This window comes from Desmospora profundinema (assembly GCF_031454155.1).
GTDB lineage: Bacteria > Bacillota > Bacilli > Thermoactinomycetales > DSM-45169 > Desmospora > Desmospora profundinema.
On sequence record NZ_JAVDQG010000003.1, the window covers coordinates 331,125 to 353,585 of the forward strand.

The 22,461-nt window shown below is 53.1% G+C and carries 21 protein-coding genes and 1 tRNA gene; 18 read left to right on the forward strand and 4 right to left on the reverse strand.

Going from position 1 to position 22,461, the window contains the following annotated elements:
- Positions 1 to 11 precede the first annotated feature (11 nt).
- From mgfK to JOE21_RS07970, 6 genes are all read left to right on the forward strand, one after another.
- Positions 12 to 1,007, forward strand: a complete 996-nt coding sequence (mgfK, locus tag JOE21_RS07945) for a gluconeogenesis morphogenetic factor MgfK (RefSeq protein WP_309864596.1) — start codon at positions 12 to 14, stop codon at positions 1,005 to 1,007.
- 101 nt (positions 1,008 to 1,108) lie between these two features.
- Complete coding sequence (gene whiA, locus JOE21_RS07950) at positions 1,109 to 2,050, forward strand: DNA-binding protein WhiA (RefSeq protein WP_309864599.1); 942 nt, start codon at positions 1,109 to 1,111, stop codon at positions 2,048 to 2,050.
- Positions 2,051 to 2,106: 56 nt separating this feature from the next.
- A complete protein-coding gene (locus JOE21_RS07955; protein WP_309864602.1) occupies positions 2,107 to 2,367 on the forward strand; it encodes an HPr family phosphocarrier protein in 261 nt (86 codons plus the stop codon).
- Between the two features lie 187 nt (positions 2,368 to 2,554).
- The gene (locus tag JOE21_RS07960) at positions 2,555 to 3,046 is read left to right on the forward strand and encodes a cation:proton antiporter regulatory subunit (protein WP_309864604.1); all 492 of its coding nucleotides are present in this window, start codon (positions 2,555 to 2,557) and stop codon (positions 3,044 to 3,046) included.
- Positions 3,047 to 3,056: 10 nt separating this feature from the next.
- Positions 3,057 to 4,214 carry a cation:proton antiporter gene (locus tag JOE21_RS07965; protein WP_309864991.1) on the forward strand — a complete coding sequence of 386 codons (1,158 nt, stop codon included), beginning with the start codon at positions 3,057 to 3,059 and terminating at the stop codon, positions 4,212 to 4,214.
- A gap of 287 nt (positions 4,215 to 4,501) precedes the next feature.
- Positions 4,502 to 5,059 (forward strand): TetR/AcrR family transcriptional regulator, encoded by a 558-nt coding sequence (locus JOE21_RS07970; protein ID WP_309864607.1) that lies wholly within the window; start codon positions 4,502 to 4,504, stop codon positions 5,057 to 5,059.
- A 185-nt stretch (positions 5,060 to 5,244) separates the two neighbouring features.
- Here JOE21_RS07970 and JOE21_RS07975 read toward each other — a convergent pair whose 3' ends face one another.
- On the reverse strand, positions 5,245 to 5,931 hold the full coding sequence (locus JOE21_RS07975) for a hypothetical protein (protein WP_309864610.1): 687 nt from the start codon (positions 5,929 to 5,931) through the stop codon (positions 5,245 to 5,247).
- Between the two features lie 334 nt (positions 5,932 to 6,265).
- Between JOE21_RS07975 and JOE21_RS07980 the strand changes: the two genes are divergently transcribed.
- Positions 6,266 to 6,955 (forward strand): hypothetical protein, encoded by a 690-nt coding sequence (locus tag JOE21_RS07980; RefSeq protein WP_309864612.1) that lies wholly within the window; start codon positions 6,266 to 6,268, stop codon positions 6,953 to 6,955.
- Positions 6,956 to 7,002: 47 nt separating this feature from the next.
- Here the strand turns inward: JOE21_RS07980 and clpP are convergent, their stop codons facing one another.
- Together clpP and JOE21_RS07990 are read right to left on the reverse strand one after the other, a co-directional pair.
- Complete coding sequence (gene clpP / locus JOE21_RS07985) at positions 7,003 to 7,593, reverse strand: ATP-dependent Clp endopeptidase proteolytic subunit ClpP (RefSeq protein WP_309864614.1); 591 nt, start codon at positions 7,591 to 7,593, stop codon at positions 7,003 to 7,005.
- A 142-nt stretch (positions 7,594 to 7,735) separates the two neighbouring features.
- Positions 7,736 to 7,810 (reverse strand) — tRNA-Arg (locus tag JOE21_RS07990).
- A 429-nt stretch (positions 7,811 to 8,239) separates the two neighbouring features.
- On the opposite strand from JOE21_RS07990, the gene rpoN reads away from it, so the two are divergent.
- The 9 genes from rpoN to JOE21_RS08035 all read left to right on the forward strand — a co-directional run bounded on the left by rpoN (position 8,240) and on the right by JOE21_RS08035 (position 18,188).
- Positions 8,240 to 9,598, forward strand: a complete 1,359-nt coding sequence (gene rpoN / locus JOE21_RS07995) for an RNA polymerase factor sigma-54 (RefSeq protein WP_309864617.1) — start codon at positions 8,240 to 8,242, stop codon at positions 9,596 to 9,598.
- 154 nt (positions 9,599 to 9,752) lie between these two features.
- Positions 9,753 to 10,769, forward strand: a complete 1,017-nt coding sequence (locus JOE21_RS08000) for a sugar-binding transcriptional regulator (protein WP_309864620.1) — start codon at positions 9,753 to 9,755, stop codon at positions 10,767 to 10,769.
- 283 nt (positions 10,770 to 11,052) lie between these two features.
- Positions 11,053 to 12,060 (forward strand): type I glyceraldehyde-3-phosphate dehydrogenase, encoded by a 1,008-nt coding sequence (gap, locus tag JOE21_RS08005; RefSeq protein ID WP_309864623.1) that lies wholly within the window; start codon positions 11,053 to 11,055, stop codon positions 12,058 to 12,060.
- Positions 12,061 to 12,129: 69 nt separating this feature from the next.
- Entirely contained in the window at positions 12,130 to 13,314 is a 1,185-nt protein-coding gene (locus JOE21_RS08010; protein ID WP_309864626.1) for a phosphoglycerate kinase, read from the forward strand.
- A 17-nt stretch (positions 13,315 to 13,331) separates the two neighbouring features.
- Complete coding sequence (gene tpiA / locus JOE21_RS08015; protein ID WP_309864628.1) at positions 13,332 to 14,102, forward strand: triose-phosphate isomerase; 771 nt, start codon at positions 13,332 to 13,334, stop codon at positions 14,100 to 14,102.
- The gene (gpmI, locus tag JOE21_RS08020) at positions 14,099 to 15,637 is read left to right on the forward strand and encodes a 2,3-bisphosphoglycerate-independent phosphoglycerate mutase (RefSeq protein ID WP_309864630.1); all 1,539 of its coding nucleotides are present in this window, start codon (positions 14,099 to 14,101) and stop codon (positions 15,635 to 15,637) included. Before tpiA ends, gpmI begins: the two co-directional genes overlap by 4 nt.
- Before the next feature lie 23 nt (positions 15,638 to 15,660).
- Positions 15,661 to 16,947 (forward strand): phosphopyruvate hydratase, encoded by a 1,287-nt coding sequence (gene eno / locus JOE21_RS08025; RefSeq protein WP_309864631.1) that lies wholly within the window; start codon positions 15,661 to 15,663, stop codon positions 16,945 to 16,947.
- Between the two features lie 141 nt (positions 16,948 to 17,088).
- Entirely contained in the window at positions 17,089 to 17,319 is a 231-nt protein-coding gene (secG, locus tag JOE21_RS08030) for a preprotein translocase subunit SecG (protein WP_309864634.1), read from the forward strand.
- 155 nt (positions 17,320 to 17,474) lie between these two features.
- A complete protein-coding gene (locus JOE21_RS08035; protein ID WP_309864636.1) occupies positions 17,475 to 18,188 on the forward strand; it encodes an alpha/beta hydrolase in 714 nt (237 codons plus the stop codon).
- A 35-nt stretch (positions 18,189 to 18,223) separates the two neighbouring features.
- On the opposite strand, the gene JOE21_RS08040 is transcribed toward JOE21_RS08035, so the two are convergent.
- The gene (locus tag JOE21_RS08040) at positions 18,224 to 19,054 is read right to left on the reverse strand and encodes an ion transporter (protein WP_309864638.1); all 831 of its coding nucleotides are present in this window, start codon (positions 19,052 to 19,054) and stop codon (positions 18,224 to 18,226) included.
- Positions 19,055 to 19,303: 249 nt separating this feature from the next.
- Here JOE21_RS08040 and JOE21_RS08045 point away from each other — a divergent pair, with 249 nt between their 5' ends.
- The gene (locus JOE21_RS08045) at positions 19,304 to 20,098 is read left to right on the forward strand and encodes an alpha/beta hydrolase (protein WP_309864640.1); all 795 of its coding nucleotides are present in this window, start codon (positions 19,304 to 19,306) and stop codon (positions 20,096 to 20,098) included.
- Between the two features lie 22 nt (positions 20,099 to 20,120).
- Entirely contained in the window at positions 20,121 to 22,424 is a 2,304-nt protein-coding gene (rnr, locus tag JOE21_RS08050) for a ribonuclease R (RefSeq protein ID WP_374709341.1), read from the forward strand.
- Positions 22,425 to 22,461 lie beyond the last annotated feature (37 nt).

Below are 22,461 nucleotides of genomic sequence, written 5' to 3' on the forward strand. Positions count from 1 at the left end.
GAGGTGTCGGTATGAACAAAAGAAAAATCAACGGTGGTCCAATTCCACGGATCGTGGTCATCGGAGGGGGGACGGGTCTTGCGGTGATGTTGCGGGGGTTGAAACAATTGCCTGTTTCTATCACTGCGATTGTAACCGTGGCCGACGATGGCGGCAGCTCCGGAAGGCTTCGCAGCGATATGGGGATGCCCCCGCCCGGTGACATCCGCAATGTGCTGGTGGCTTTGGCCGATACGGAGCCGATGCTGGAAAAAGTGTTGCAGTACCGATTTCGAAACGGGAATGGTTTGGCCGGACACAACTTGGGGAATTTGTTTCTCGCAGCGATGCAGGATATTACAGGGGACTTTACCCATGCCATCCGGGAGATGAGCCGTGTGTTGGCCGTTCGGGGGCAGGTTCTTCCCGCAACCGGGCAGGAAGTCACTCTCCACGCTGTGATGACGGATGGCTCTTGTGTAAAGGGGGAGTCCCAGATTCCTCTCGCGGGCAAACAGATCCGACGTGTCTTTCTGGAACCTGAAGATGCACGGCCGATTCCGGAAGCACTGGAGGCCATCGAAGCAGCGGATGCCATCGTGATCGGACCGGGGAGTCTGTACACCAGCATTCTGCCCAACCTGTTGGTAAGAGGAATGGCGGAAGCCGTGCGGGCCTCAAGGGGAAGAACCATCTATATCTGCAACGTCATGACCCAGCCGGGAGAAACGGATGGCTATACGGCTTTTGATCACCTGGATGCGATCCACCGGCATGTGGGAGACTGTCTCATCGATACGATTATCCTGAATAAAGAAACGCCGCCTGCCGCGATTTTGCAGCAATACGCGGAAGAGGGGGCCACGATGGTTCAGCCGGATATCAAGCGCCTACAGGCTGCCGGTTGCCATGTTTGGGCCGATAATCTAATTCAATACCGTACAGTCTTACGCCATGACGCCGAGCGGCTCAGCAGGATGATACTGCAACTGGCACAAGAATACCGAGCCGGTCGCAACAGTGGGTAAGGAGCTCCTTTCAGAACGACATCAAAAGGGGCTTTGAACGAAGAAGAAGATGCCTTTTCAGGACGGCAATCGAGAAGGGCATCAGAGGATGGGATGTCATCATGTCCTTTGCTTCCAGCACCAAGCAGGAATTAACCCGAATTGAAATAGAACCGTGTTGTCAACGGGCGGAGCTCTCCGCCTTAATTCGCATGAACGGTTCCATCCAATTGAGCGGGGGAAACCTATCTCTGGATGTGACGACGGAAAACAATGCCATAGCCCGCCGAACGTACAGTCTGGTCAAACAATTATACGGTTTGCAGCCGGAAGTGTTGGTCCGAAAAAAGGTGAGACTAAAAAAAAACAACGCCTATGTGGTTCGGTTGGTGACAGAGGCGAATGAAATTTTACAGGACCTCCATATCTTAAAAAAAGGGATGGAACGGGTACCCGGTATCCATCCGTCATTCACGGAAGCGGAATGTTGCCGTCGTTCCTACCTGCGCGGCGCTTTTCTGGCCGGCGGTTCCGTCAACAACCCCGACAGCGCTTCCTACCACCTGGAGATTGTTTCCACCTATCAGGACCACAGTCAGGCCCTGTGTGACTTGATGAACCATTATCACATGCATGCCAAATGGATTGAGCGCAAAAAGGGTTTTGTGGTTTATATTAAAGAAGGGGATAAGATCGGTGAATTCCTCAACATCATAGGAGCTCACCAATCGTTGTTCCAATTCGAGGATGTCAGGATTATGAAAGACATGCGCAACTCGGTCAACCGGCTGGTCAATTGTGAGACGGCCAACCTGAACAAGACGATCCAGGCTGCGATGCGACAGGTGGAAAACATCCGTCTCATCGAAAAGGAGATCGGATTGGAACAATTGCCGGACCGGTTGCGGGAAGTGGCAGAAGCTCGGATTCGCCACCCCGATGTATCTCTTACGGAACTGGGTCAGCTGCTGCCGGGTAAAAAAGTGGGAAAATCCGCTGTCAACCACCGATTGCGCAAATTGGACGAGATTGCTTCCAAGCTGAAAATTACTCACCATCGTTAACCCACTTGGCTTGCCAAGTTTTAATAAAACCAATCCATATCCTTGGAGGGATGATCATGGCAGAAAAACGGGTGACGGTTAATCTGAAGACGGGCTTGCATGCTCGCCCGGCTGCGTTGTTTGTCCAAGAAGCCAATAAGTTCTCCTCTGAAATCTTTGTCGGAAAAGAAAACAAAAAAGTGAACGCCAAAAGTATCATGGGAATCATGAGTCTGGCGGTCGCCAACGGGTCGGAAATCGATATTTTGGCTGAAGGCGACGATGCCGCGGAGGCAGTGGAGGCTCTGGCGGCGATTGTGGTCAAAGAAGAGATTTAACGAATGAAAACCAAAAAACCGCGCCCCAAAGGGCACGGTTTTTTTCGGATTGGATCGCTGAGGGTACTGACTGGGGGATGAATCCCTTTTTTTCTCATAGAGGAACGATTAAACTGGAATAGAGCGCATGGGTGCATGTGAACGGGGATAGTCTCACTTTGATTACTCTGTGGAGGAGCGTGTCAGAATGGACATTAAAGTAGCGGATTTACCGGGTATTGGGAAAAAAGTTTCTTTTATAACAGCAGAGGATCAAAAAATCGTGTTGGTGATTCACCACACCGGAAAAAGGGAACTCTACTTTTTCGATGATATGGATGAGGAGGATCCGGAGTTCACCATGGATTTGACGGCGGAAGAGACGCGGCAGATGGGGGCTCAACTCCTGGGTGCCGTCTATCAGACAGTGGATATCGATCAATTGAAGCTGTTCAGAAAAAAGATGGTGTTAGAATGGGTAACCGTGCGGGAAGCGTCCCCCTTCAACGGCAAGACGATCGCCGAAGAGCGCATTCGGGAACGGACGGGAGTTACCGTTCTGGGGATTATCCGAGGGGACGATACCATCGTCAGCCCGCCGCCGGACATTCGGCTTTACGCTGGGGATACCTTGATGGTGGCCGGAGCCACCGATCAGTTCTCTTCCTTTGAAGCCTTCTGCCGCGGAGAGGAGGAGTAACCGATTGGAAATGGAACTTCCTTTTTTGTTTGGAGCAGGCTTAATTTTACTCGCTTTATTTGTTCTAGGCTTTGTGGGATTTAAAGCAAAAATTCCTGGGATCGTTTTGTATCTCTTGTTGGGAATTGCCTTGGCGGGAGTGGTTGGAGGGGATAAAACGCTGGCTTTGGCCGGCGAGATCGGCATTATTCTACTCTTTTTCGTATTGGGAATGGAATTTCCCATGACGCGTCTGGCCAATATCGCTAAAAAAGTGTGGCCGGCAGGTTTGTTGGACTTCGCCCTCAACTTTGGAGTGACGGCCTTAATCGTTTATTGGATGCAGTTGGATCTTGTCTCATCCCTGTTGATCGGGGGGGTTGTCTATGCCACCAGCTCTTCCATCACGGCCAAGCTGTTGGAGAGCACGAAGCGGTTTGCCAACGATGATTCGGAGTTTATGTTGGCCCTGTTGATCTTTGAAGACATTGTGGCTCCGATCCTGATCGTGGTCCTGGTGGGGATGATGACGACCGGAGGATTGAGCGGAAGCGAATTTGGCTGGTTGTTCCTTAAGGTATCCCTGCTGTTTGTCGTGGCGATCGTATTGGGACGATATGTATTCTCCCGAATGGGAACCTTTGTGGAACGTTACATCAGCGAGGACTTTTTCGTTTTGTTGATGGTCGGGATCTCACTGGCCTACGGTGGTTTGGCATTGTATTTGGACTTGTCCGAAGTTCTCGGTGCGTTCCTGGCGGGGATCATGCTGGCCGAAACCCGTAAAACCGAAGAGTTGGAACACATGATGATTCCGATCAGGGATTTGTTTCTTCCTTTGTTTTTCGTCTACTTCGGATCCAATCTCAATATTTTCGAAGGGATTCCAATGGTGGGGTTACTGGTGGTGGTCTTCCTGTGGTCGATCATAGGAAAGATTTTGACGGGGTTGATCGGCGGCAGATTGTACGGCTTGACTATGCGGCAGTCGGTGCGTGCAGGACTTTCGTTTACCCAGCGCGGAGAATTTTCTATTATTATCGCCGCCTTGGCCACCGGTTCTCTCAAACTGTTCAGCGGGATGTTTATCTTATTTTCGGCTGTGTCAGGGATGGTATTGTTTCTCCTTGCCCCGAGAATCACCAATACCTTGTTTGGTAAAAAGAAAAAGCCGGCCCGTGCGGCCTGATTCTTATTAAAAACCCGGCATTCCAGTTAAGAATGCCGGGTGTTTTATGTCAACAACCCCGACAAGGTCGGTTGTCGGGGTTGGGGCGGATTCATCACCGCTTGTCTATTCTATGGGATCTTGGCCTTTCTGTATGTATCTTAAATCTCGGAGAACATCAGGACAATAGGCAAAACGGCAGGTTTGCCTATTGATCCTTTCATCATACGAAAGGATCAATTGCTAAAGAAAATAGAGCGGCCTATCATTCACCCGTTGGGTAAATAAAATGGTTGGAGGATCGTTCCATGTCGAGACGACGGATAGTGGATCGCTTGGAGGCACTGGATTGTGCCCGGCGATTGTTTGCGGAACAAGGGTATGAATCAGTGTCTATGCGTAAAATTGCCACAGAGTTGGGTTATACCCATAAAGCCCTATATTATCATTTTATAGACAAGGCGGACTTAATCCGACAATTGTTGGATCGGGATGTAGCTTGGATGCATTCGGAATTAACCGCTTCCTGCGGTAAAGGAGCCCGAACGTTCCTTTTGCATTGGATGCGGTTAGGTTTGGACCATCCCAGACATCACCAGCTTTTGTTTGACGGTGATCCGCCGGGATTGGGGACGTACCCGAGAGAGAAACGGGAGGAATTGTTTCGGTTGCTGGCAGCCGCTTGGGGAGAGGGGGAAGGGGTGTTTAATCCGGCAGCCCGCAAACGGGCGTGGTTTTCCTATCTGGCTGTCAGAGGATGGATCTCTCAGCACACTGCCGACGGTTTGTCCTGGGAGGCGTGCGAAGAGAGTGCGGAAGAGTTTGTGGAGATGGTGTTGAAAGGACTGACGGAAGAGGGGGAATGACAGAAGGGAAAAATTAAAAAGACAGGCCTGACGGCCTGCCTGGGTGGATGGGCGTGATGGTTGTCGGTTGGTTTCAGGTGTAAGATGTTATCGCTATATCGTCAGTGGGTGTCGAAACGGTTAACCGCCTGCCGATCTCTCCGCTTCCCTTCTCCGTAAAGAGTGTTTCCCGTTGAAAATAGTAATCAGGACCGATGGTTACGAGGGGATTGGAATCCCAGGAGGGCACAGCCCACCAACAGGAGGTGGCCGCCCCACGTCATCCAAGCCGGGATCCCAATAGCCGTTTCCGGCATAGGGCCCCCTTCTTGGGCGGTGGAGCCGCTTTTCATGTTGTCCAGGGTACCCGATTCTTCCGATTCCGAATTTTCGCTCCCCTTTTCCGCCTCGACAGATCCGGTGGAATCGGCATCTGTCGCGTTTACTTCCACGGCGTCTGTCTCATCCGGATTGGTGCCGCCAAAATCGCATTCTTTTAAGGCAAATGGATTACCGACGGAACCCGGCGCCTGGGCTTTAAATTCAAAGCAGGTGTTCAGGTCGACGGGTTGTTCCCCGTTTTTACCGTAAAAAACGGCGATGACCTGGTAATGACGACCTTCCACCAAATCATCATATTGGGTGACAAACTGATTCTGGCTTGTCCCGTCAGGGGAAGATTGTTCGTCGCTTCCATTTAAGGTGACGATCCAATTGCCCGAGAGCTGCTCCGTTTGGGGCAAGGTGACTTCGATTATGTGCTTGTCGTCTTGAGTCGCATACGTACCTTTTAAAGAAAGGGAAACCGTTTCCGGGGAAGTTTCGGCGAAGGCGATCGGGGTTGCCGTAAAGGCCAGCAGGCAGATGAGAGCGGTCCAAACGGCAGTTCTCAAAGCATGATCCTCCTCCGCTCGCCCATCGTACACCCGTGGACAGCGTATCATAACCACGACTATCTGGCAATGAGGTCTACTCGTTTTGGGTGAAACAATCAATCAGCTGAAATCGGATTGAGCGAAAAATATTTAACGAAAGATACGCCCCAAAAAGGCGAAGGAGAAAATGGCGGCGATGATGATCACAGTCCAGAATAACCAATTTTCCTGTTTATCGAAGGCATTCATGAATGGGTCTCCTTTACAATGAATAGTTTGATGGAGGAGAGAAGGGGGTGGTCCGCCCCTGGCTCCGTAAAAATCTGCAGGCAAAGAGGAAAGTGACCTTGCCATGGCGAATATTCATGATCGTTCTCCCGAAATATACGGATATCTTTCCCCGCGACATCGGTCGTTAAACCGACAGTTTGGCGGCATTCCGGCTCGAAAGCGATCCCGGTTGGAGAAACAGACAAACCAGAGGAAGAAAGGGAAGATGAATATGGAAAACACCACCACAGGCAGAAGTGCGCTTCCGTGGCTGGTCGGTTGTGGCGGGTTGATTTTGTTGCTGTGCGTGGCGGCTGTGGCACTTTTTGTGATGAATGTAGATAAGATTGAGCAATCATTCGGTGAATCACTCTTGGGTTCGTTTGAGGAATGGGGGGAATGGGGCGACTGGGGAGTACAATCTCCCAACGAGATGAGTGAAAAAGCGATCGCTTTTGTTGAGGACGAGGGTTTGGTCAAGGCTGACGAGACGTTGCTGGGCTATTACGATAAGTATGGGGACCGGACTGAAGTAGCTGTGTTGACGGATGGGGCCATTCGATACTACAAAAATGGCCGCGTGACGGATGTGCCCCTGAAAAAAGTGGACGCGATTAAACATCACGAGCGGGAAAACTGGGGTGAAACCGTAGATGTGATTCTGATCCGGTACGACGGTGGAAAGCAGATGAAAGTGGAGGTTCTGGAGACCGAAGGCGGAGCCACGCTCTATGAGATGACGAAGGATGCTTGGAAGGAAGCGAAACGGTAAACGATAAAAAACGAGCGACTGCTTTAAGCAGTCGCTCGTTTCATCAATCAAGATGATTTTTGATGGGTGACGATCTTGTCGATCAGCCCGTATTCCTTGGCCTGTTCAGAGGTCATAAAGTGGTCGCGGTCCGTGTCCCGCTCAATTTTTTTCAATGGTTGACCGGTTTGTTCCGACAACAGGTGATTCAGTCGATCGCGCATCCGCAAGATTCGCTTGGCGCTGATTTCGATGTCAGAAGCCTGCCCCTGTGCTCCGCCCAGAGGCTGGTGGATCATCACTTCACTGTTGGGCAGGGCCAAGCGCTTTCCTTTGGTCCCGGAAGAAAGGAGAAAAGCGCCCATGGATGCGGCCATGCCGATACAGATGGTCTGGATATCGCACTTGACATGTTGCATCGTGTCATAGATGGCGAATCCGGCAGAGATGGAACCACCCGGAGAGTTGATGTATAATTGAATGTCCTTGTTGGGATCCTCCGTCTGCAAAAACAAGAGCTGTGCGACAATGGTGTTTGCGACAGCATCATTGATTTCACTGCCCAGGAAGATGATACGGTCTTTCAACAAGCGTGAATAGATGTCGTAGGATCGTTCACCGCGGTTGGTCTGTTCAACCACATAGGGGATCAAGTTCATCTTTTTGGTTCCTCCTCGATGGTGGAGTCATGGGATCAGTGATTCCATGATAACCCAAATAACCACTAATGGTCAATATAGGTCAAACAAATCGTAGCCAATAAAAAAACACGACAACCCGAATGGCTGCCATGTTTGTCCTTGGTGCGCCTACCAGGATTCGAACCTGGGCACCTGGTTCCGGAGACCAGTGCTCTATCCCCTGAGCTATAGGCGCAAAGTGAACTCGCATCTCTGGCGACAAAGAATATTATAGCGAAAACAGAGATGAAATGCAAGGATCTTTTTCCTTGCTGTCGCCGGAAAGGAATGGCAGCGTCTGATGGGATTCTGAAGCCTGGAAAACAAGGAAGCCGAACCGAGTTTATGCTAAAATAAAAGAGTCGACACCGTTTCCCAGGGTCTTCGTTCAGTTCTTCCCTTGAAACCCATGACCTAATCACCCCTAAAGAAAAAACAGGCGGTTTGGAACCCTGTCATTAGGCTCTATCAAAAGCCTGCAGAGTATAGCGAGATCCGGGAGCGAAAAGCGAGCGGGACGAGACTGGTGCTTGATGGGTGAGTGCATCACGCCCGGGAAAGAAAGTACCCAGGCGAAAATAGTGCTGGCAGTGCATATAATGAATCAGACGGAGGTGACGGAGAAATGGCATTGTCGATGGGATATGGCCTGGTTCAAGAGCAAAGGATGAAATTGGCGATGACGCCTGAATTGCGTCAGGCTATCCAGGTCTTGCAATATTCCGCCACCGAGTTGGTTCAGTTCTTACAGGAACAAGCATTGGAAAACCCGGTACTGGAAGTAGAGGGGGGAACTGGGGAAGAGATTTTGGCGTGGGCCGAATACTGGCGGGGCGGGGGAGCGCCCGCGGGCGGTCCGGTTCGATCTGATGACGAGGACCGGCGCTGGGAATCTGCTCCTGCAAGAGAGAACACGTTATCCGATGAGTTGGAAAGCCAGCTTCGATTGTTGACGCTGGATCGGGCAAAGGCGCGAGTGGTTCGCTACCTGATCGGAAATTTGGATGAACAGGGTTATCTGGTGTTGGAACCGGAACTAATATGTAAGCGCTTTAATTGTGATATGGAAGAGGTTCAAGCCTGTTTGGACGTATTGCAGTCGATGGAGCCGGCCGGGGTGGGGGCGCGATCGTTATCCGAGTGTCTGCAGCTGCAACTCATTCGAAAGCCCGATCCCAACCCGATTGCGTTGGCGATCGTGGATGCCCATTTGGACGATATTGCAGCCGGCCGACACCGGCAAGTGGCGAAAGCACTGGGATGTGATCTGGAGTCCGTGCAGAAGGCGGCAGATCACATCCAAACGTTGAACCCCCGCCCCGGCTTGGCCTTCGGGAGGCTGGAATCGCGTTATCTTTTACCCGACGTCACGGTGGAAGAAGTGGACGGAACCTATCGCGTGACGGTAAATCAGGGCGGGATGCCCCGTTTGGGCATCAGCACCCATTATGAACATTTTTTGCGGCGGCAGGATGAAGAAGCCCGCCAGGCGCTGCCATACATTAAAAGCCGGCTGCAATCGGCGATGTGGCTGATGAAAAGCGTGGAACAGCGGCATCAGACTTTGCAGCGGGTAGCACAGGCGATCGTGGATGAACAACAGGCATTTTTCAAGCACGGAATCTCCCGGTTAAAACCCCTCACTCTCAAACAAGTGGCGGATTCCCTGGATTTGCACGAATCAACGGTAAGCCGTGCCACTCAGCAGAAAACCATGCAAACCCCCCGTGGTTTATTCCCTTTCCGTTACTTTTTTCCATCTGGCGTCTCTACGGAGGGTGGCGGGAATACTTCTGCCCAAAGTGTAAAAGATACCATCACACGGATGATCGAAGGCGAACGGAAAACAGCCCCCCTATCCGACCAACGGATCGCGGAACAACTACAGCAGGAAGGGGTGCGCATCTCTCGGCGAACCGTGGCCAAATACAGAGAAGAGTTGGGGATTCCCTCTTCTAAAGCGCGACGGCGCTTCTCCGATTAAGTAAAATCAAAATCTGCTTCTGCGGTGAGGGACAAATGATTCTTGTCAAACGAAATCCCATTCGATACAATCAGGGTGAAGCAGATTTTCTCTTTTTTTGGCCCGGATGGGACGAATTTTGCTACGTGGGACATAAAATGTCCCGGAGGGGAATATGAAAAAGATATTGGATCTGCAAAGTCAATTGCTTCCGGATTTACTGAACACGATGCGTAAGCGGTACGAGATTCTCCGTCATCTTCAACTGATGCAGCCGGTCGGCAGACGCAGCCTTGCTTCCGCATTGGGGTATACCGAGCGGGTCTTGCGGAGTGAGGTGGAGTTTCTGCAGGATCAGGGTTTGATCCGTATCGAAGCGGTGGGAATGCAACTGACCGCTGCCGGTATGGAGCTGGTGGCGGAGATGGAGCCCCTGATTAAAGACCTGTTCGGATTAACAGAATTGGAAGAACGGTTATGCCGCTTACTGGGGTTGAAGCGGGTGGTCATCGTACCCGGTGATGCGGATCGATCCGACTGGGTGAAGCATGAAATGGGGCGGGCAGGCGCTCGCCTGTTGAAGCAGTTGGCCCGTCCAAATCAGGTGGTCGCCGTGGCTGGAGGGACGACAGTGGCGGCTGTGGCCGATATGATGACAGCATCTCCCGGACTGAAGGAGACCACTTTTGTCCCCGCTCGTGGTGGGTTAGGGGAAGCGGTGGAGTTGGAGGCTAACTACATCGCCTCCCTGATGGCGCAAAAAGCAGGGGGATCCTACCGTTTGATGCATGTTCCCGATCAGCTGAGCGACGATGCGTATGAAACATTGATTCGTGAGCCTCATATTCAGGAAGCACTGGAGCTGGTACGCTCTGCCCGCATTGTGGTCCACGGGATCGGAGATGCTAGAGCCATGGCTACCCGAAGGAAATCGGACACCCGTCTGCTGGAACGGTTGGAACAAAAAGGAGCGGTCGGAGAAGCATTCGGCCATTATTTCAATCGAGATGGAGAGATCGTCCACCGCGGTCGCAGCATCGGGCTTCATGTGGACGATCTCGACCGGGTGGATTATACATTGGCTGTCGCCGGCGGAACCAGTAAAGCGGAAGCGGTGGCCGCCATCTGTCCGGTAGTGGGGAAAGACACCTTGATCACCGACGAGGCCGCCGCCCGCACGATTTTGGCATAGCGAGACCTGGGAACGAAGTGACCGAGGCGAGACTTGTGCTAGCGCTACGGTTGTACCTATAAGAGCAGGTGCAGATGTGAGAAGGGAGGGCGGTGGGATGGCTGCGATCCTTTGCGCTTTTTGCAAGAGATCGAAGACAGCCCGCCAGCCCGACCAACCACGCTCATATACACTCTTCATACAAATGCAACTGTAGTATTAGCCGTGCATAGCGAGACGCGTGTATAAACCCCGTCCCAACCGGGGCGATTCAAATTAAACCTATCATCATGGAGGGATCATCATGGCAACCAAAATCGGCATTAACGGCTTTGGACGCATTGGTCGTGCAGTCTTTCGCATCGCAATGAACAACCCGGAAGTGGAAGTGGTGGCGATCAATGACCTGACCGACGCCCAGACATTGGCACACTTGTTGAAGTATGATTCCATTCACGGCAAATTGAATGCATCCGTCGAAATCACGGCAAACGGTCTGATGGTAGACGGCCGCGAAGTGAAGGTATTGGCTGAGCGCGACCCGGCAAAGTTGCCTTGGGGAGATCTCGGTGTGGAAATTGTGGTGGAATCCACCGGACGCTTTACCAAAAAAGAAGATGCAGACAAACACCGCCAAGCCGGCGCCAAGAAAGTAATCATTTCCGCTCCGGCCAAAGATGAAGACCTGACGGTGGTGATGGGGGTGAACCAGGATAAATACGATCCCGCTTCCCATCACGTGATTTCTAATGCATCCTGCACCACCAACTGCCTCTCGCCGGTTGTGAAGGTGTTGCATGAAAAATTTGGTGTACGCCGCGGTTTGATGACTACGGTTCACTCCTACACCAACGATCAACAACTGTTGGACCTGCCTCATAAAGATCTGCGCCGGGCTCGGGCTGCTGCCGAATCCATCATTCCCACCACCACGGGCGCCGCACAGGCTGTAGCCAAAGTACTGCCTGAGCTGAAAGGGAAGCTGAACGGTTTTGCCATGCGGGTTCCCACCTCCAATGTGTCTGTGGTCGATTTTGTAGCGGAGTTGGATCAGGAAGTGACAGTGGACGCGGTTAACAAGGCGCTGCATCAGGAAGCGGAAGGGACGCTTAAAGGGGTGATGGGCTTCTCTGATGAGCCGCTGGTGTCCAAGGATTATAACGGAGACAGCCACAGCTCCATTGTGGACGGCCTTTCCACCATGATCCAGGACGGCAACATGGTGAAAGTGGTGGCATGGTATGACAACGAGTGGGGCTTCTCCAACCGTGTCGTCGACCTGATCGGCTACATTGCCAAGAAGGGTCTCTAAGTCTAGAATAAAGGGGAAGAAGGGGGGAGCAGCTACTCTCCTCTTTCTCATGCCGAGGAGGTTGGATGCGTGAATAAACGGTCGATCCGAGATGTGGATGTAAGAGGCAAGCGTGTATTTTGCCGTGTAGATTTCAACGTTCCCCTGGAAGATGGCCGCATCACCGATGACAACCGGATCCGGGCGGCCTTGCCTACCATTCGGGATCTATCCCAGAGGGGGGCCAAAGTGATCCTGGCAAGCCACTTGGGCCGTCCCAAAGGAGAAGTAGTGGAGGAATTGCGGCTTGCCCCGGTTTCCCGCCGCCTGTCGGAGCTGTTGGGCCAACCGGTGGCACAAGCTTCGGAAGCGGTGGGTGAAGCGGTGGAAGAACAAGTGGCCCGATTGAAAGAAGGAGAGGTTCTGCTCCTGGAAAATGTCCGCTTCTATCCGGGTGAAGAAAAGAACGACCCCGATTTGTCTCAGTCGTTTGCCCGCCTGGCGGACCTGTATGTGAATGACGCCTTTGGTGCCGCACACCGGGCGCACGCCTCCACGGCTGGCATTGCGCAGCATCTTCCGGCAGTGGCGGGATTTCTGATGGAACAGGAGCTCTCCACATTGGGGCGCGCCTTGGAAAACCCGGAGCGTCCTTTCACTGCTATCATCGGTGGAGCCAAGGTGAAGGACAAAATCGGTGTGATCGAAAACCTGCTGGAAAAAGTGGATCATCTGCTGATCGGCGGTGGATTGTCCTATACCTTTCTCAAGGCAAAAGGGTTGGAGATCGGACAGTCCTTGTTGGAACCGGATAAAATCGATCTGGCTCGGGAATTTATGAACCAAGCAGAAGCAAAAGGAGTGAACCTACTCCTTCCGGAAGACATCGTGGTAACCGACGAATTTTCCCCCGACGCCCGGGCGGAGACGGTGGCCGTTGACGCCATCCCGAAGGACATGCAGGGGATGGATATTGGACCGAAGACCCGTGAGCGGTTTGCACAGATCATCGCCGATTCCCGCTTGGTCATCTGGAACGGTCCCCTGGGTGTGTTTGAATTCGATCGCTTTGCGGAAGGGACGTTTGCCATTGCCCAAGCCGTCGCCGATTCCGATGGGCTGTCGATCATCGGGGGAGGAGATTCCGCAGCGGCCATCGCCAAGGCGGGCCTGTCCGAGCGGGTGGGCCACATTTCCACCGGCGGGGGCGCTTCTCTGGAATTGATGGAAGGCAAGACACTGCCTGGAGTGGCAGCACTCAACGATAAAGATTGAAGTAGGTGAAACTTTTCATGCGTATACCCGTCATCGCAGGCAACTGGAAGATGCATAAAACGATTTCGGAATCCCTGGATTACCTGGAAGCGTTTCGTACCGTCGGGGAGAAAAACGGAGTGGAGACGGTTTTGTGCGGACCTTTCCTCACTTTGCCGGCATTGGTAGAAGGGACGGAAAACTCTTCTATCGGGATCGGCGCACAAAACATGCATTGGGAAGAACAGGGGGCGTTTACCGGTGAAGTAAGTCCCTCCATGCTTCGGGATCTGGGTGTTCCTTATGTCATCGTCGGCCATTCGGAACGGCGCACCTTATTCGGAGAGACCGATGAATCGGTTCGAAACAAAGTGAGAGCCGCTTTGGCCCATGATCTGGTACCCATTTTATGTGTGGGGGAAACGATCGAAGAGCGGGAAGACGGCCGGACGCAAGAGATTGTCCGTAAGCAAACGGTGGAGGCGGTGCAGGAACTCTCCTCGAAGGAGATGGCTCGTGTGATCGTCGCTTACGAACCGGTTTGGGCCATCGGAACCGGGCGGTCCGCCACGGCGGAGGACGCTCAGGATGTTGTCGCCTTTATTCGCCGCATATTGGCCGATCAGTTTGACCAACAGGTGGCCAACCAGGTTCGCATCTTGTATGGAGGCAGTGTCAAACCGGCCAATATCGACGAGCTGCTGCAAATGGATGATATTGATGGCGCACTGGTTGGCGGGGCCAGCCTGGATCCGGAATCTTTCGGCCAGTTGGTAGATGCCGCTGCTCGCCGGGGGAATGCTCCATGAGCGGAGAAAAACCTGTCGCTCTGATCATCCTGGATGGGTTCGCCCTGCGGGATGAAACCCGGGGAAATGCGGTGGCTCAAGCGGAAAAGCCCCGCTTTGACCAGCTGTGGGACCAATATCCCCACACCACCTTACGCGCTTCCGGTGAAGCCGTGGGGCTGCCGGAGGGGCAGATGGGTAATTCCGAAGTGGGCCACTTGAATATCGGTTCCGGACGGATCGTATATCAGGACCTCACCCGTGTCGGCAAATCGATTGAGGAGGGGGAGTTTTTCAAAAATGAAACCTTCCTCGGTGCCATTCGTCATGTCAAGGAAAAGAAACGAACGCTCCACCTGTATGGCCTGCTGTCGGACGGGGGCGTCCACAGCCATATCGATCACCTCTATGCCTTGCTGGAGCTGGCGGCCAAAGAGAAGGTGGAGGATGTCTGTGTCCACGCTTTTCTGGATGGACGGGATGTCTCACCCGATTCCGGTATGGACTATATCCAACAGTTGTCCGACAAAATGAAGGAAGTGGGCGTCGGGCGGATCGCCACCGTCCAGGGGCGTTATTACGCGATGGACCGGGACAACCGTTGGGAACGGACAGAAAAGGCGTACCGGGCGATGGTGTACGGGGACGGACCCCGCTACCGCGATCCGCTGGAGGCAGTAAAGGAATCATATGAGAAGAGTTTGTATGACGAATTTGTCATGCCCACTGTGATCGTCGACGACCAGGACGAGCCTGTCGGCTTGATCCGGAGCGGGGATGCGGTCATTTTTTACAATTTTCGCCCCGACCGGGCCATCCAGATTTCGTTGGCCTTCACCAACGACGATTTCCGCGGGTTTGACCGCGGGGAGAAAAAGCCGGAGAATCTGTACTATGTCTGCCTGACCAAGTTCAGTGAGTCCGTCGATGGATATGTCGCCTACAAACCGACTGATCTGGACAATACTTATGGGGAAGTGATTGCCCAAAACAGGCTGAAGCAGCTTCGAATCGCAGAGACGGAGAAGTATCCCCATGTCACCTTTTTCTTCAGCGGGGGCAGGGAAGAACCGTTCCCCGGGGAAGAGCGTATTCTGATCGACTCTCCCAAGGTGGATACCTACGATTTGAAGCCGGAGATGAGCGCCTTTGAAGTGACGGACGCCTTGGTCAAGGAAATCGAGGCGGGTAAACATGACACTATCATCTTAAATTTCGCCAACCCTGACATGGTGGGCCACTCCGGTCTGCTGGAGCCCACCATCCGGGCGGTGGAAGTGGTGGATACCTGTCTGGGCCGGGTGGTGGACGCCATCCATGAGCAAGGAGGCACGGCCGTTATCATCGCCGATCATGGCAATGCCGACAAGGTTCGCGACGAGAATGACCAACCCTATACAGCCCATACGACATATCCGGTCCCCTGCATCGTGACCCGTTCCGATGTCCGGCTCCGGGATGAGGGAATTCTGGCCGATGTGGCTCCCACTCTGCTGGCCTTACTGGGTTTGGAGCAGCCGGAAGAAATGACCGGTCAAACGCTGATCCAAAAGTGAATCTGCAAAGGAGGAAATAACCAATGACCATCATCCAAGATGTATACGCAAGGGAAGTGCTTGACTCCAGGGGGAACCCCACGGTGGAAGTGGAAGTTTCTCTGTTATCCGGCGCGTTAGGCCGAGCGATCGTTCCTTCCGGTGCCTCAACCGGTGCCCATGAAGCCGTGGAACTGAGGGATGGGGATAAAGAGCGGTACCTCGGGAAGGGTGTGCTGAAAGCCGTCCAAAATGTGAACGAAGCCATCGCTCCCCGGTTGGAGGGGATGGATGCCCTGGATCAAGCGGGGATCGATCAGACTTTAATCGAGTTGGACGGAACTCCCAACAAAGGCAATCTGGGCGCCAACGCCATTTTGGGTGTATCGATGGCTGTGGCACGGGCCGCGGCGGATGCCCTTAATGTTCCTCTCTACGCCTATCTGGGCGGAGTCAACGCCAAAACCTTGCCGGTTCCGATGATGAATATCTTAAACGGTGGGGAGCATGCCGACAACAATGTCGACATTCAAGAGTTTATGGTTATGCCCGTCGGTGCTTCTGATTTCCGCGAAGGACTGCGCATGGGGACCGAGGTGTTTCACAGTCTGAAGGCTGTATTAAAAGAAAAAGGCTTGTCCACTTCCGTCGGGGACGAAGGCGGATTTGCGCCTGATCTTTCTTCCAACGAGGAAGCACTGTCCACCATTGTAAAGGCGATTGAGCGGGCCGGATACAAGCCGGGTGAAGAGGTAAAATTAGCATTGGATGTGGCTGCCACCGAACTGTACCGGGACGGCTCCTATCACCTGGAAGGGGAGGGTGTAAGCAAAACCGCTGAAGAAATGGTGGCCTACTACGAAGAGCTGGTCAACAAATACCCGATCATCTCCATCGAGGATGGGTTGTCCGAAGATGACTGGGATGGCTGGAAGCTGCTGACACAGCGGCTGGGCGACCGTGTACAGCTGGTGGGCGACGACTTGTTCGTCACCAACACCGTCCGTTTGGCTGATGGAATTGCCAAGGGAGTGGGCAACTCCATCCTGGTTAAAGTAAACCAGATCGGAACCCTCACGGAAACCTTCGACGCTGTCGAGATGGCGAAACAAGCCGGCTACACGGCGGTGATTTCCCACCGTTCCGGCGAAACGGAAGATACGACCATCGCAGATATCGCCGTCGCCACCGGAGCCGGGCAGATTAAGACCGGAGCGCCGTCCCGCACCGATCGTGTGGCCAAATACAACCAACTGCTCCGGATCGAAGAAAATCTGGAAGAGACCGCCCGCTACCCGGGGGCGCAGGCTTTCTATAATCTGCGTGGATGACTGGTCTTCCCGCCGGCTTCTGTCCGGCGGTTTTTTATTCCTGTAGTCCCTGGATGCCGTTTACCTTGAAAATGGCGGTAGGTTGTGGTAGAGTAACATCTGTGAAATTGTCGTTATCGCCGTTGGGAGGTGATTGCCGATATGCAACTCGCCGTGGATATCTTACTTGCCATTGTCAGTCTCGCTCTCATTGTTGTCGTGTTGCTGCAAACGGGCCGTAGTGCCGGTCTGTCCGGTGCGATCGGCGGTGGAGCCGAGCAATTGATGGGAAAAACAAAAGCCCGTGGTATTGACGCGCTTTTGAGTAAAATTACTGTGGCATTGGCCATTTTGTTTATGGTCCTTACTTTGCTGGCCGGTTATTTTATCTGATCTGAAAATGGATACTGGACACCGATATTCTCTGTGTTTCGTGGCGATAGGAGCCGTGGATACACGGAACGTACCTTCGGGGACACAAAGAACAGCGGGGGAAGCCCAGCTGTTTTTTTAATACCGTTCAAACTGAAGAAGGAGGAGTCCGGATCATGGAGGGGTATCTGCTGTTGCATGGATTTACCGGTTCTGCGGAAGATTTCGGGGAGTTGCCGCGCCGGATGAAAGAGAAGGGCGGGTGGGTCCGATGTCCGGTGCTGGCGGGGCACCAAGGCGGCCGGAGTCAGATGCGCCAGACGACTTGGGAGGACTGGGTGGACACCGCAGAACGGAATTTGTCTGAATTGAATAGAATCAGCAGCCAGGTGACTGTCATCGGCTTCTCGATGGGAGCGTTGATCGCCGTCCTTTTATCGGATCAGAATCATTCCGTAAAGCGGCTGGTGTTAATGGCGCCTCCTGTCTTTCCCAACGCGCTGGAGTGGTTCTGCGGGGTAGCAAACGGAATCAAAAACCGGGCAAACGGAACGCACCGTCCGTATTTAAGGAGCTATATCCGACGCTATTCCCGTGCCTCTGTCCGTTCCGTCCATGAAATGCACCGATTATTGCGTGCGACAAAACCCGTATACGGCCGTCTTTCCAAACCCACCCTGATCATCCAGGGTGCCAGAGACGATATTGCTCATCCCAAAGGGGCAAAAGAAATCTACGATCGTCTTACGGTTCAGGAGAAAAAAATGGTGATTCTCCCCCAATCCCGGCATTTGATTTGTGTCGGACCAGAACGGGATCGAGTCTATCAGGAGGTGTTTTCATTTTTGTCGCTTCCGGATTACGAAGAAAAGGAAGCGGATTGGCACTAAACAACGTTCGTAGGACCAAGGTGTTGGAAAGTGGGTTAGCCCCTCTCCTGACGCAATTGATTCAACAAGCGCAGAAAGCTTTGATACTCCTCGTCAGACAGGTGTTCCAGACGGTCCAGATGCCCATGGGCCTGTTTCCGGATCGCTTCTGTTACCTGATTGCGCGGATTCGTTCCTTTTTCCTGCTCCGGTTTTCGCTGGTACACTTGGATAAAGTGAGAGGCGACGCTGGCTGTGACTGAACCGATCAAGCCAATGCCGGTCATCATCAGAACGATGGCGATCATTCGTCCCCCGAAGGTGACTGGGAAGATATCCCCGTATCCGACAGTCGTCGTGGTGACAATCGCCCACCAGACGGCGTCCAGATAACTGTGGATCCCTTCATTAAGAGCTCCTTCCAATAAGTAAAAACCGCTTGCCCCCCACAAAATGATGACTACCGCCACTAACAGAGATACCCGTATCTGGACTGAACGAAAAAAGCCCCACATGAAGGAAGACATACGGATCAGGCGAATGAGGCGCACCACCCGCAGTAACCGAAAGATACGGAAAGAGGAATCAAAAGGGATCATGGCCAGTATATCGAACCAGTTGTGCTTGACAAACAAGCCTCTGTTTGATGTGCGGATCAAACGGATGATAAAATCGACGGCAAACCAAATCAGGAACATGCGGTCAATCCATAACATCCGTTCCGGATTGAACCACGTTTTTTCGTGTTGGACATCGAACCAGTCGCTGATCAGGAGAATGGCGTACGTAAATGTGGCCATAACGATGAACAGCTCGTACAACATGACCCTCATCTGGTTGGATGGCGATAATAACGAGGGGAAACGCTTCACTCGCATGATTTTCATCCTTGGCCCCCCTTTTTCAGCGTAATGGATATCTACCTTCATGGTAACATGTGAAGAGGGGGATCCTGTCCGGTAAGATCAAACGGTTCCTCCTTTCGTTTCCAAGCTTTTCTGTGATACCCTTAAAGGAATCGGGCCCCTTCAGGTGATTATCGGAACGGGCTTTTGTAAACAATGAGAAGGGTGCCTCTTCTCCCGGATTTTGAATGGGGATAAAGGTGGCCCGTGCAAATGGGAGGCCGACGCTTGATGAGGATTCAACGCCGTTCACCGGATCCTTTTTTTTATCCGGGAGGCGCAATCGGAATATTATTGATCCACGGCTTTACCGGAACGCCGTCGGAAATGCGTCCGTTAGGCCAATATTTGAAGCAACGGGGATACACGGTTTATTGCCCGTTGCTTCCGGGACACGGCACGTCGCCGGAGGAGATGGTCGAGACTGCCTGGCCCGATTGGTGGCAAGCCGTGCGCGAAGCGTACCAACGATTGCGTAAAGAAAAATGTGAACGGGTGGTGGCGGTGGGGTTGTCCATGGGCGGAGCCCTGGCGCTCAACCTGGCAAGAGAGGAAGAACTGGACGGGATCGTTTCCTTGTGTGCTCCGGTATGGCTGAAGGACAAGCGGACCCTTATCGTCGACGTGGTACGGTGGGTGATCCCCTATCTGAAGCGTAGAAGGACCAAACCCGCTCATATCGAGGAATATCTGGTTCCTTACGACCGGACACCGCTGAAAAGCGTTTCCAGCCTAAAGCGACTGATCCGCCATGTTTGTAAGGGATTGCATGAGGTAAAAGCACCAGCTTTGATCATACAAGCGGAAAAAGACGAAACGGTTTTCCCCCGCAGCGCGTCTTACATATATAACACGATTGCTTCCGGGGACAAACAGATCCGTTGGTTTGAAAAGTCCAGCCATATCATCACCTTGGACAAAGAACGGGAGCGGTTGTTCCGGGAGATCGACGCTTTTGTTAAGCGGGTTGCCGACTTGGAAAGCACGGTTGTTTCCGGAAGAAGAAAGGAGTTTACCTGTGATTGATGAGAGAGAACTGATCGAGTTCATGTTAAAAAAAGCATATAAGCCTCTGACGGCGGAAGAGTTGTTGCAGACCTTTCAATTAGAATGGTCTGCCGAGCAAGACCGGTTCCAGGCTCTTTTGCATCGGTTGGAGGAAGAAGGGAAGATCGTGAAAACCCGTACGGACCGCTACGGCGTGCCGGAGCGGTTGAATCTGGTCAGGGGTCGGTTGCAGGGCAATGCCAAAGGGTTTGGTTTTGTCATTCCCGAGGAAGGCATGCCTTATGATTTTGACGTGTTTATCCATGGCAATGATATGAACGGGGCCATGGACTCCGACACCGTGCTGGCTCGGATCCACAACCACCAAAAGGATGGACGCCGGCCCGAGGGGGAAGTGGTCCGCATCCTGAAACGGGGGCGCACCCAAGTGGTGGGGACTTATACGGATTCCAAACATTTCGGTTTTGTCATGGCTGACGATAAGCGTCTGCCCAATGACATCTTCATTCCGAAAGAAGCCAAAGGCAAGGCCCGCGAAGGGGATAAGGTGGTCGCGCGGATCGTCCGGTATCCAAACGGCCGCAAAAGTGCGGAAGGGCAAGTGGTTGAAGTGTTGGGGCATAAGGGAGATCCGGGAGTGGATATTCTCTCGGTTATCCGCAAGTACCAACTGCCCGAAGCGTTTCCGGAGGATGTGCTGGCAGAAGCGGAACGTGTTCCCGACACCATTTCCGAAGAGGAGATCCGTGGTCGGCAGGACTTGCGAAACCGGCGCATGGTGACCATCGACGGGGCGGATGCCAAGGATTTGGATGACGCCGTTTCTGTGGAGCGGTTGGAAAACGGCAATATTCGCCTGGGGGTCCACATTGCCGATGTGAGTCACTATGTAAAAGCGGGAAGCGCCCTGGATCGGGAAGCGTATGAGCGCGGCACCAGTGTCTACTTGGTGGACCGGGTGATCCCCATGTTACCGCAGCGCCTTTCCAACGGCATTTGCAGCCTGAATCCCCAGGTGGATCGGCTGACCCTGACTTGCGACATGGAGATGGACGGCAAGGGCAATGTGGTGCGGCATGCGATCTATCCCAGTGTGATCCGTACGGATGAACGTATGACATACAGTGATGTAAAAAAGATTTTGGTGGACAAGGACGAAGCCTTAATCGAGCAGTACCAACCCTTGGTGGATGATTTCCGGCTGATGAACAAACTGTCGGAGATCCTACGGCAGCGACGGTTTAACCGGGGAGCGATCGATTTCAACTTCTCAGAGGCAAAAATCATCGTCGACGAGCAGGGAAAACCGATCGACATCGTGAAACGGCCGCGCACGGTGGCCGAGATGTTGATCGAAGAATTTATGCTGGCTGCTAACGAGACCGTCTCCGAACATTTTTACAAAGCGAAGATCCCGTTCTTATATCGGATCCACGAGCATCCGGACCCGGACAAGCTACAATCTTTCTTTGAATTCATCACCCTGTTCGGTTATACGGCAAAGGGGCGTGCCAGCGACATCAAGCCCCGGGTATTGCAGCAGCTGTTGGAGAAAGTGGAAGGAAAACCGGAGGAAACGGTGATCAGTACCGTGATGTTGCGTTCCATGCAGCAGGCCAAGTATTCCCCCGACTGCCTGGGTCATTTTGGGCTGGCGGCTCCGTTTTACTCCCACTTCACCTCGCCGATCCGCCGCTATCCGGATCTGGTGATTCATCGCATCATGCGGGAAACCTTTGAAAAGGGAGAGGACATGTCGGGGGACCGCAAAGCAGAGTGGAAGGAGTGGCTCCCGGAAGCCGCCAAGCATTCCTCCGAACGGGAGCGTTTGGCCATTGACGCGGAGCGGGATACCAACGATCTCAAAAAAGCGGAATTCATGCAGGATAAAGTGGGGGAAACCTTCGAAGGGATCATCAGCAGCGTCACTTCCTTCGGCGTGTTTATCGAGTTGGAAAACACGGTGGAAGGGATGGTCCATGTCAGTTACATGACCGATGATTATTATCACTTTGACGAGGCCACCTATTCCATGACAGGGGAACGCACCGGCAAGCGGTACAACATCGGAGATGCGGTCACTGTTAAGGTGACCGGGGTCAATCTGGATGAACACAAAGTGGACTTTGAACTGGTGGAAGAAGATGGGGAGGCACTGCCGGAGCGCAAGCGGCATCGTCCCCGACCCGCTCCCAAAAAGGCCAAAGAGGCCAAGGCGAAGCCGGCAAACGGGCGCCGCAAAACGACCAAGGCATCCAATAAGGCGAACGGCAAGGCAGACGGAACCAAGCGGAAGCGGCGAAGGGGGAAAACCCGGGATAAACGCCGAAGATCCCAATCATAAGCGGTACGGACGTCATTGACCCGAACCCTCGTTTGTT

Coding starts and splice junctions, on each gene's coding strand:
- mgfK (WP_309864596.1), top strand. CDS start 12: ATGAACAAAAGAAAAATCAACGGTGGTCCAATTCCACGGATCGTGGTC.
- whiA (WP_309864599.1), top strand. CDS start 1,109: ATGTCCTTTGCTTCCAGCACCAAGCAGGAATTAACCCGAATTGAAATA.
- JOE21_RS07955 (WP_309864602.1), top strand. CDS start 2,107: ATGGCAGAAAAACGGGTGACGGTTAATCTGAAGACGGGCTTGCATGCT.
- JOE21_RS07960 (WP_309864604.1), top strand. CDS start 2,555: ATGGACATTAAAGTAGCGGATTTACCGGGTATTGGGAAAAAAGTTTCT.
- JOE21_RS07965 (WP_309864991.1), top strand. CDS start 3,057: ATGGAACTTCCTTTTTTGTTTGGAGCAGGCTTAATTTTACTCGCTTTA.
- JOE21_RS07970 (WP_309864607.1), top strand. CDS start 4,502: ATGTCGAGACGACGGATAGTGGATCGCTTGGAGGCACTGGATTGTGCC.
- JOE21_RS07980 (WP_309864612.1), top strand. CDS start 6,266: ATGGCGAATATTCATGATCGTTCTCCCGAAATATACGGATATCTTTCC.
- clpP (WP_309864614.1), bottom strand. CDS start 7,593: ATGAACTTGATCCCCTATGTGGTTGAACAGACCAACCGCGGTGAACGA.
- rpoN (WP_309864617.1), top strand. CDS start 8,240: ATGGCATTGTCGATGGGATATGGCCTGGTTCAAGAGCAAAGGATGAAA.
- JOE21_RS08000 (WP_309864620.1), top strand. CDS start 9,753: ATGAAAAAGATATTGGATCTGCAAAGTCAATTGCTTCCGGATTTACTG.
- gap (WP_309864623.1), top strand. CDS start 11,053: ATGGCAACCAAAATCGGCATTAACGGCTTTGGACGCATTGGTCGTGCA.
- tpiA (WP_309864628.1), top strand. CDS start 13,332: ATGCGTATACCCGTCATCGCAGGCAACTGGAAGATGCATAAAACGATT.
- gpmI (WP_309864630.1), top strand. CDS start 14,099: ATGAGCGGAGAAAAACCTGTCGCTCTGATCATCCTGGATGGGTTCGCC.
- eno (WP_309864631.1), top strand. CDS start 15,661: ATGACCATCATCCAAGATGTATACGCAAGGGAAGTGCTTGACTCCAGG.
- secG (WP_309864634.1), top strand. CDS start 17,089: ATGCAACTCGCCGTGGATATCTTACTTGCCATTGTCAGTCTCGCTCTC.
- JOE21_RS08035 (WP_309864636.1), top strand. CDS start 17,475: ATGGAGGGGTATCTGCTGTTGCATGGATTTACCGGTTCTGCGGAAGAT.
- JOE21_RS08040 (WP_309864638.1), bottom strand. CDS start 19,054: ATGAAAATCATGCGAGTGAAGCGTTTCCCCTCGTTATTATCGCCATCC.
- JOE21_RS08045 (WP_309864640.1), top strand. CDS start 19,304: ATGAGGATTCAACGCCGTTCACCGGATCCTTTTTTTTATCCGGGAGGC.
- rnr (WP_374709341.1), top strand. CDS start 20,121: ATGTTAAAAAAAGCATATAAGCCTCTGACGGCGGAAGAGTTGTTGCAG.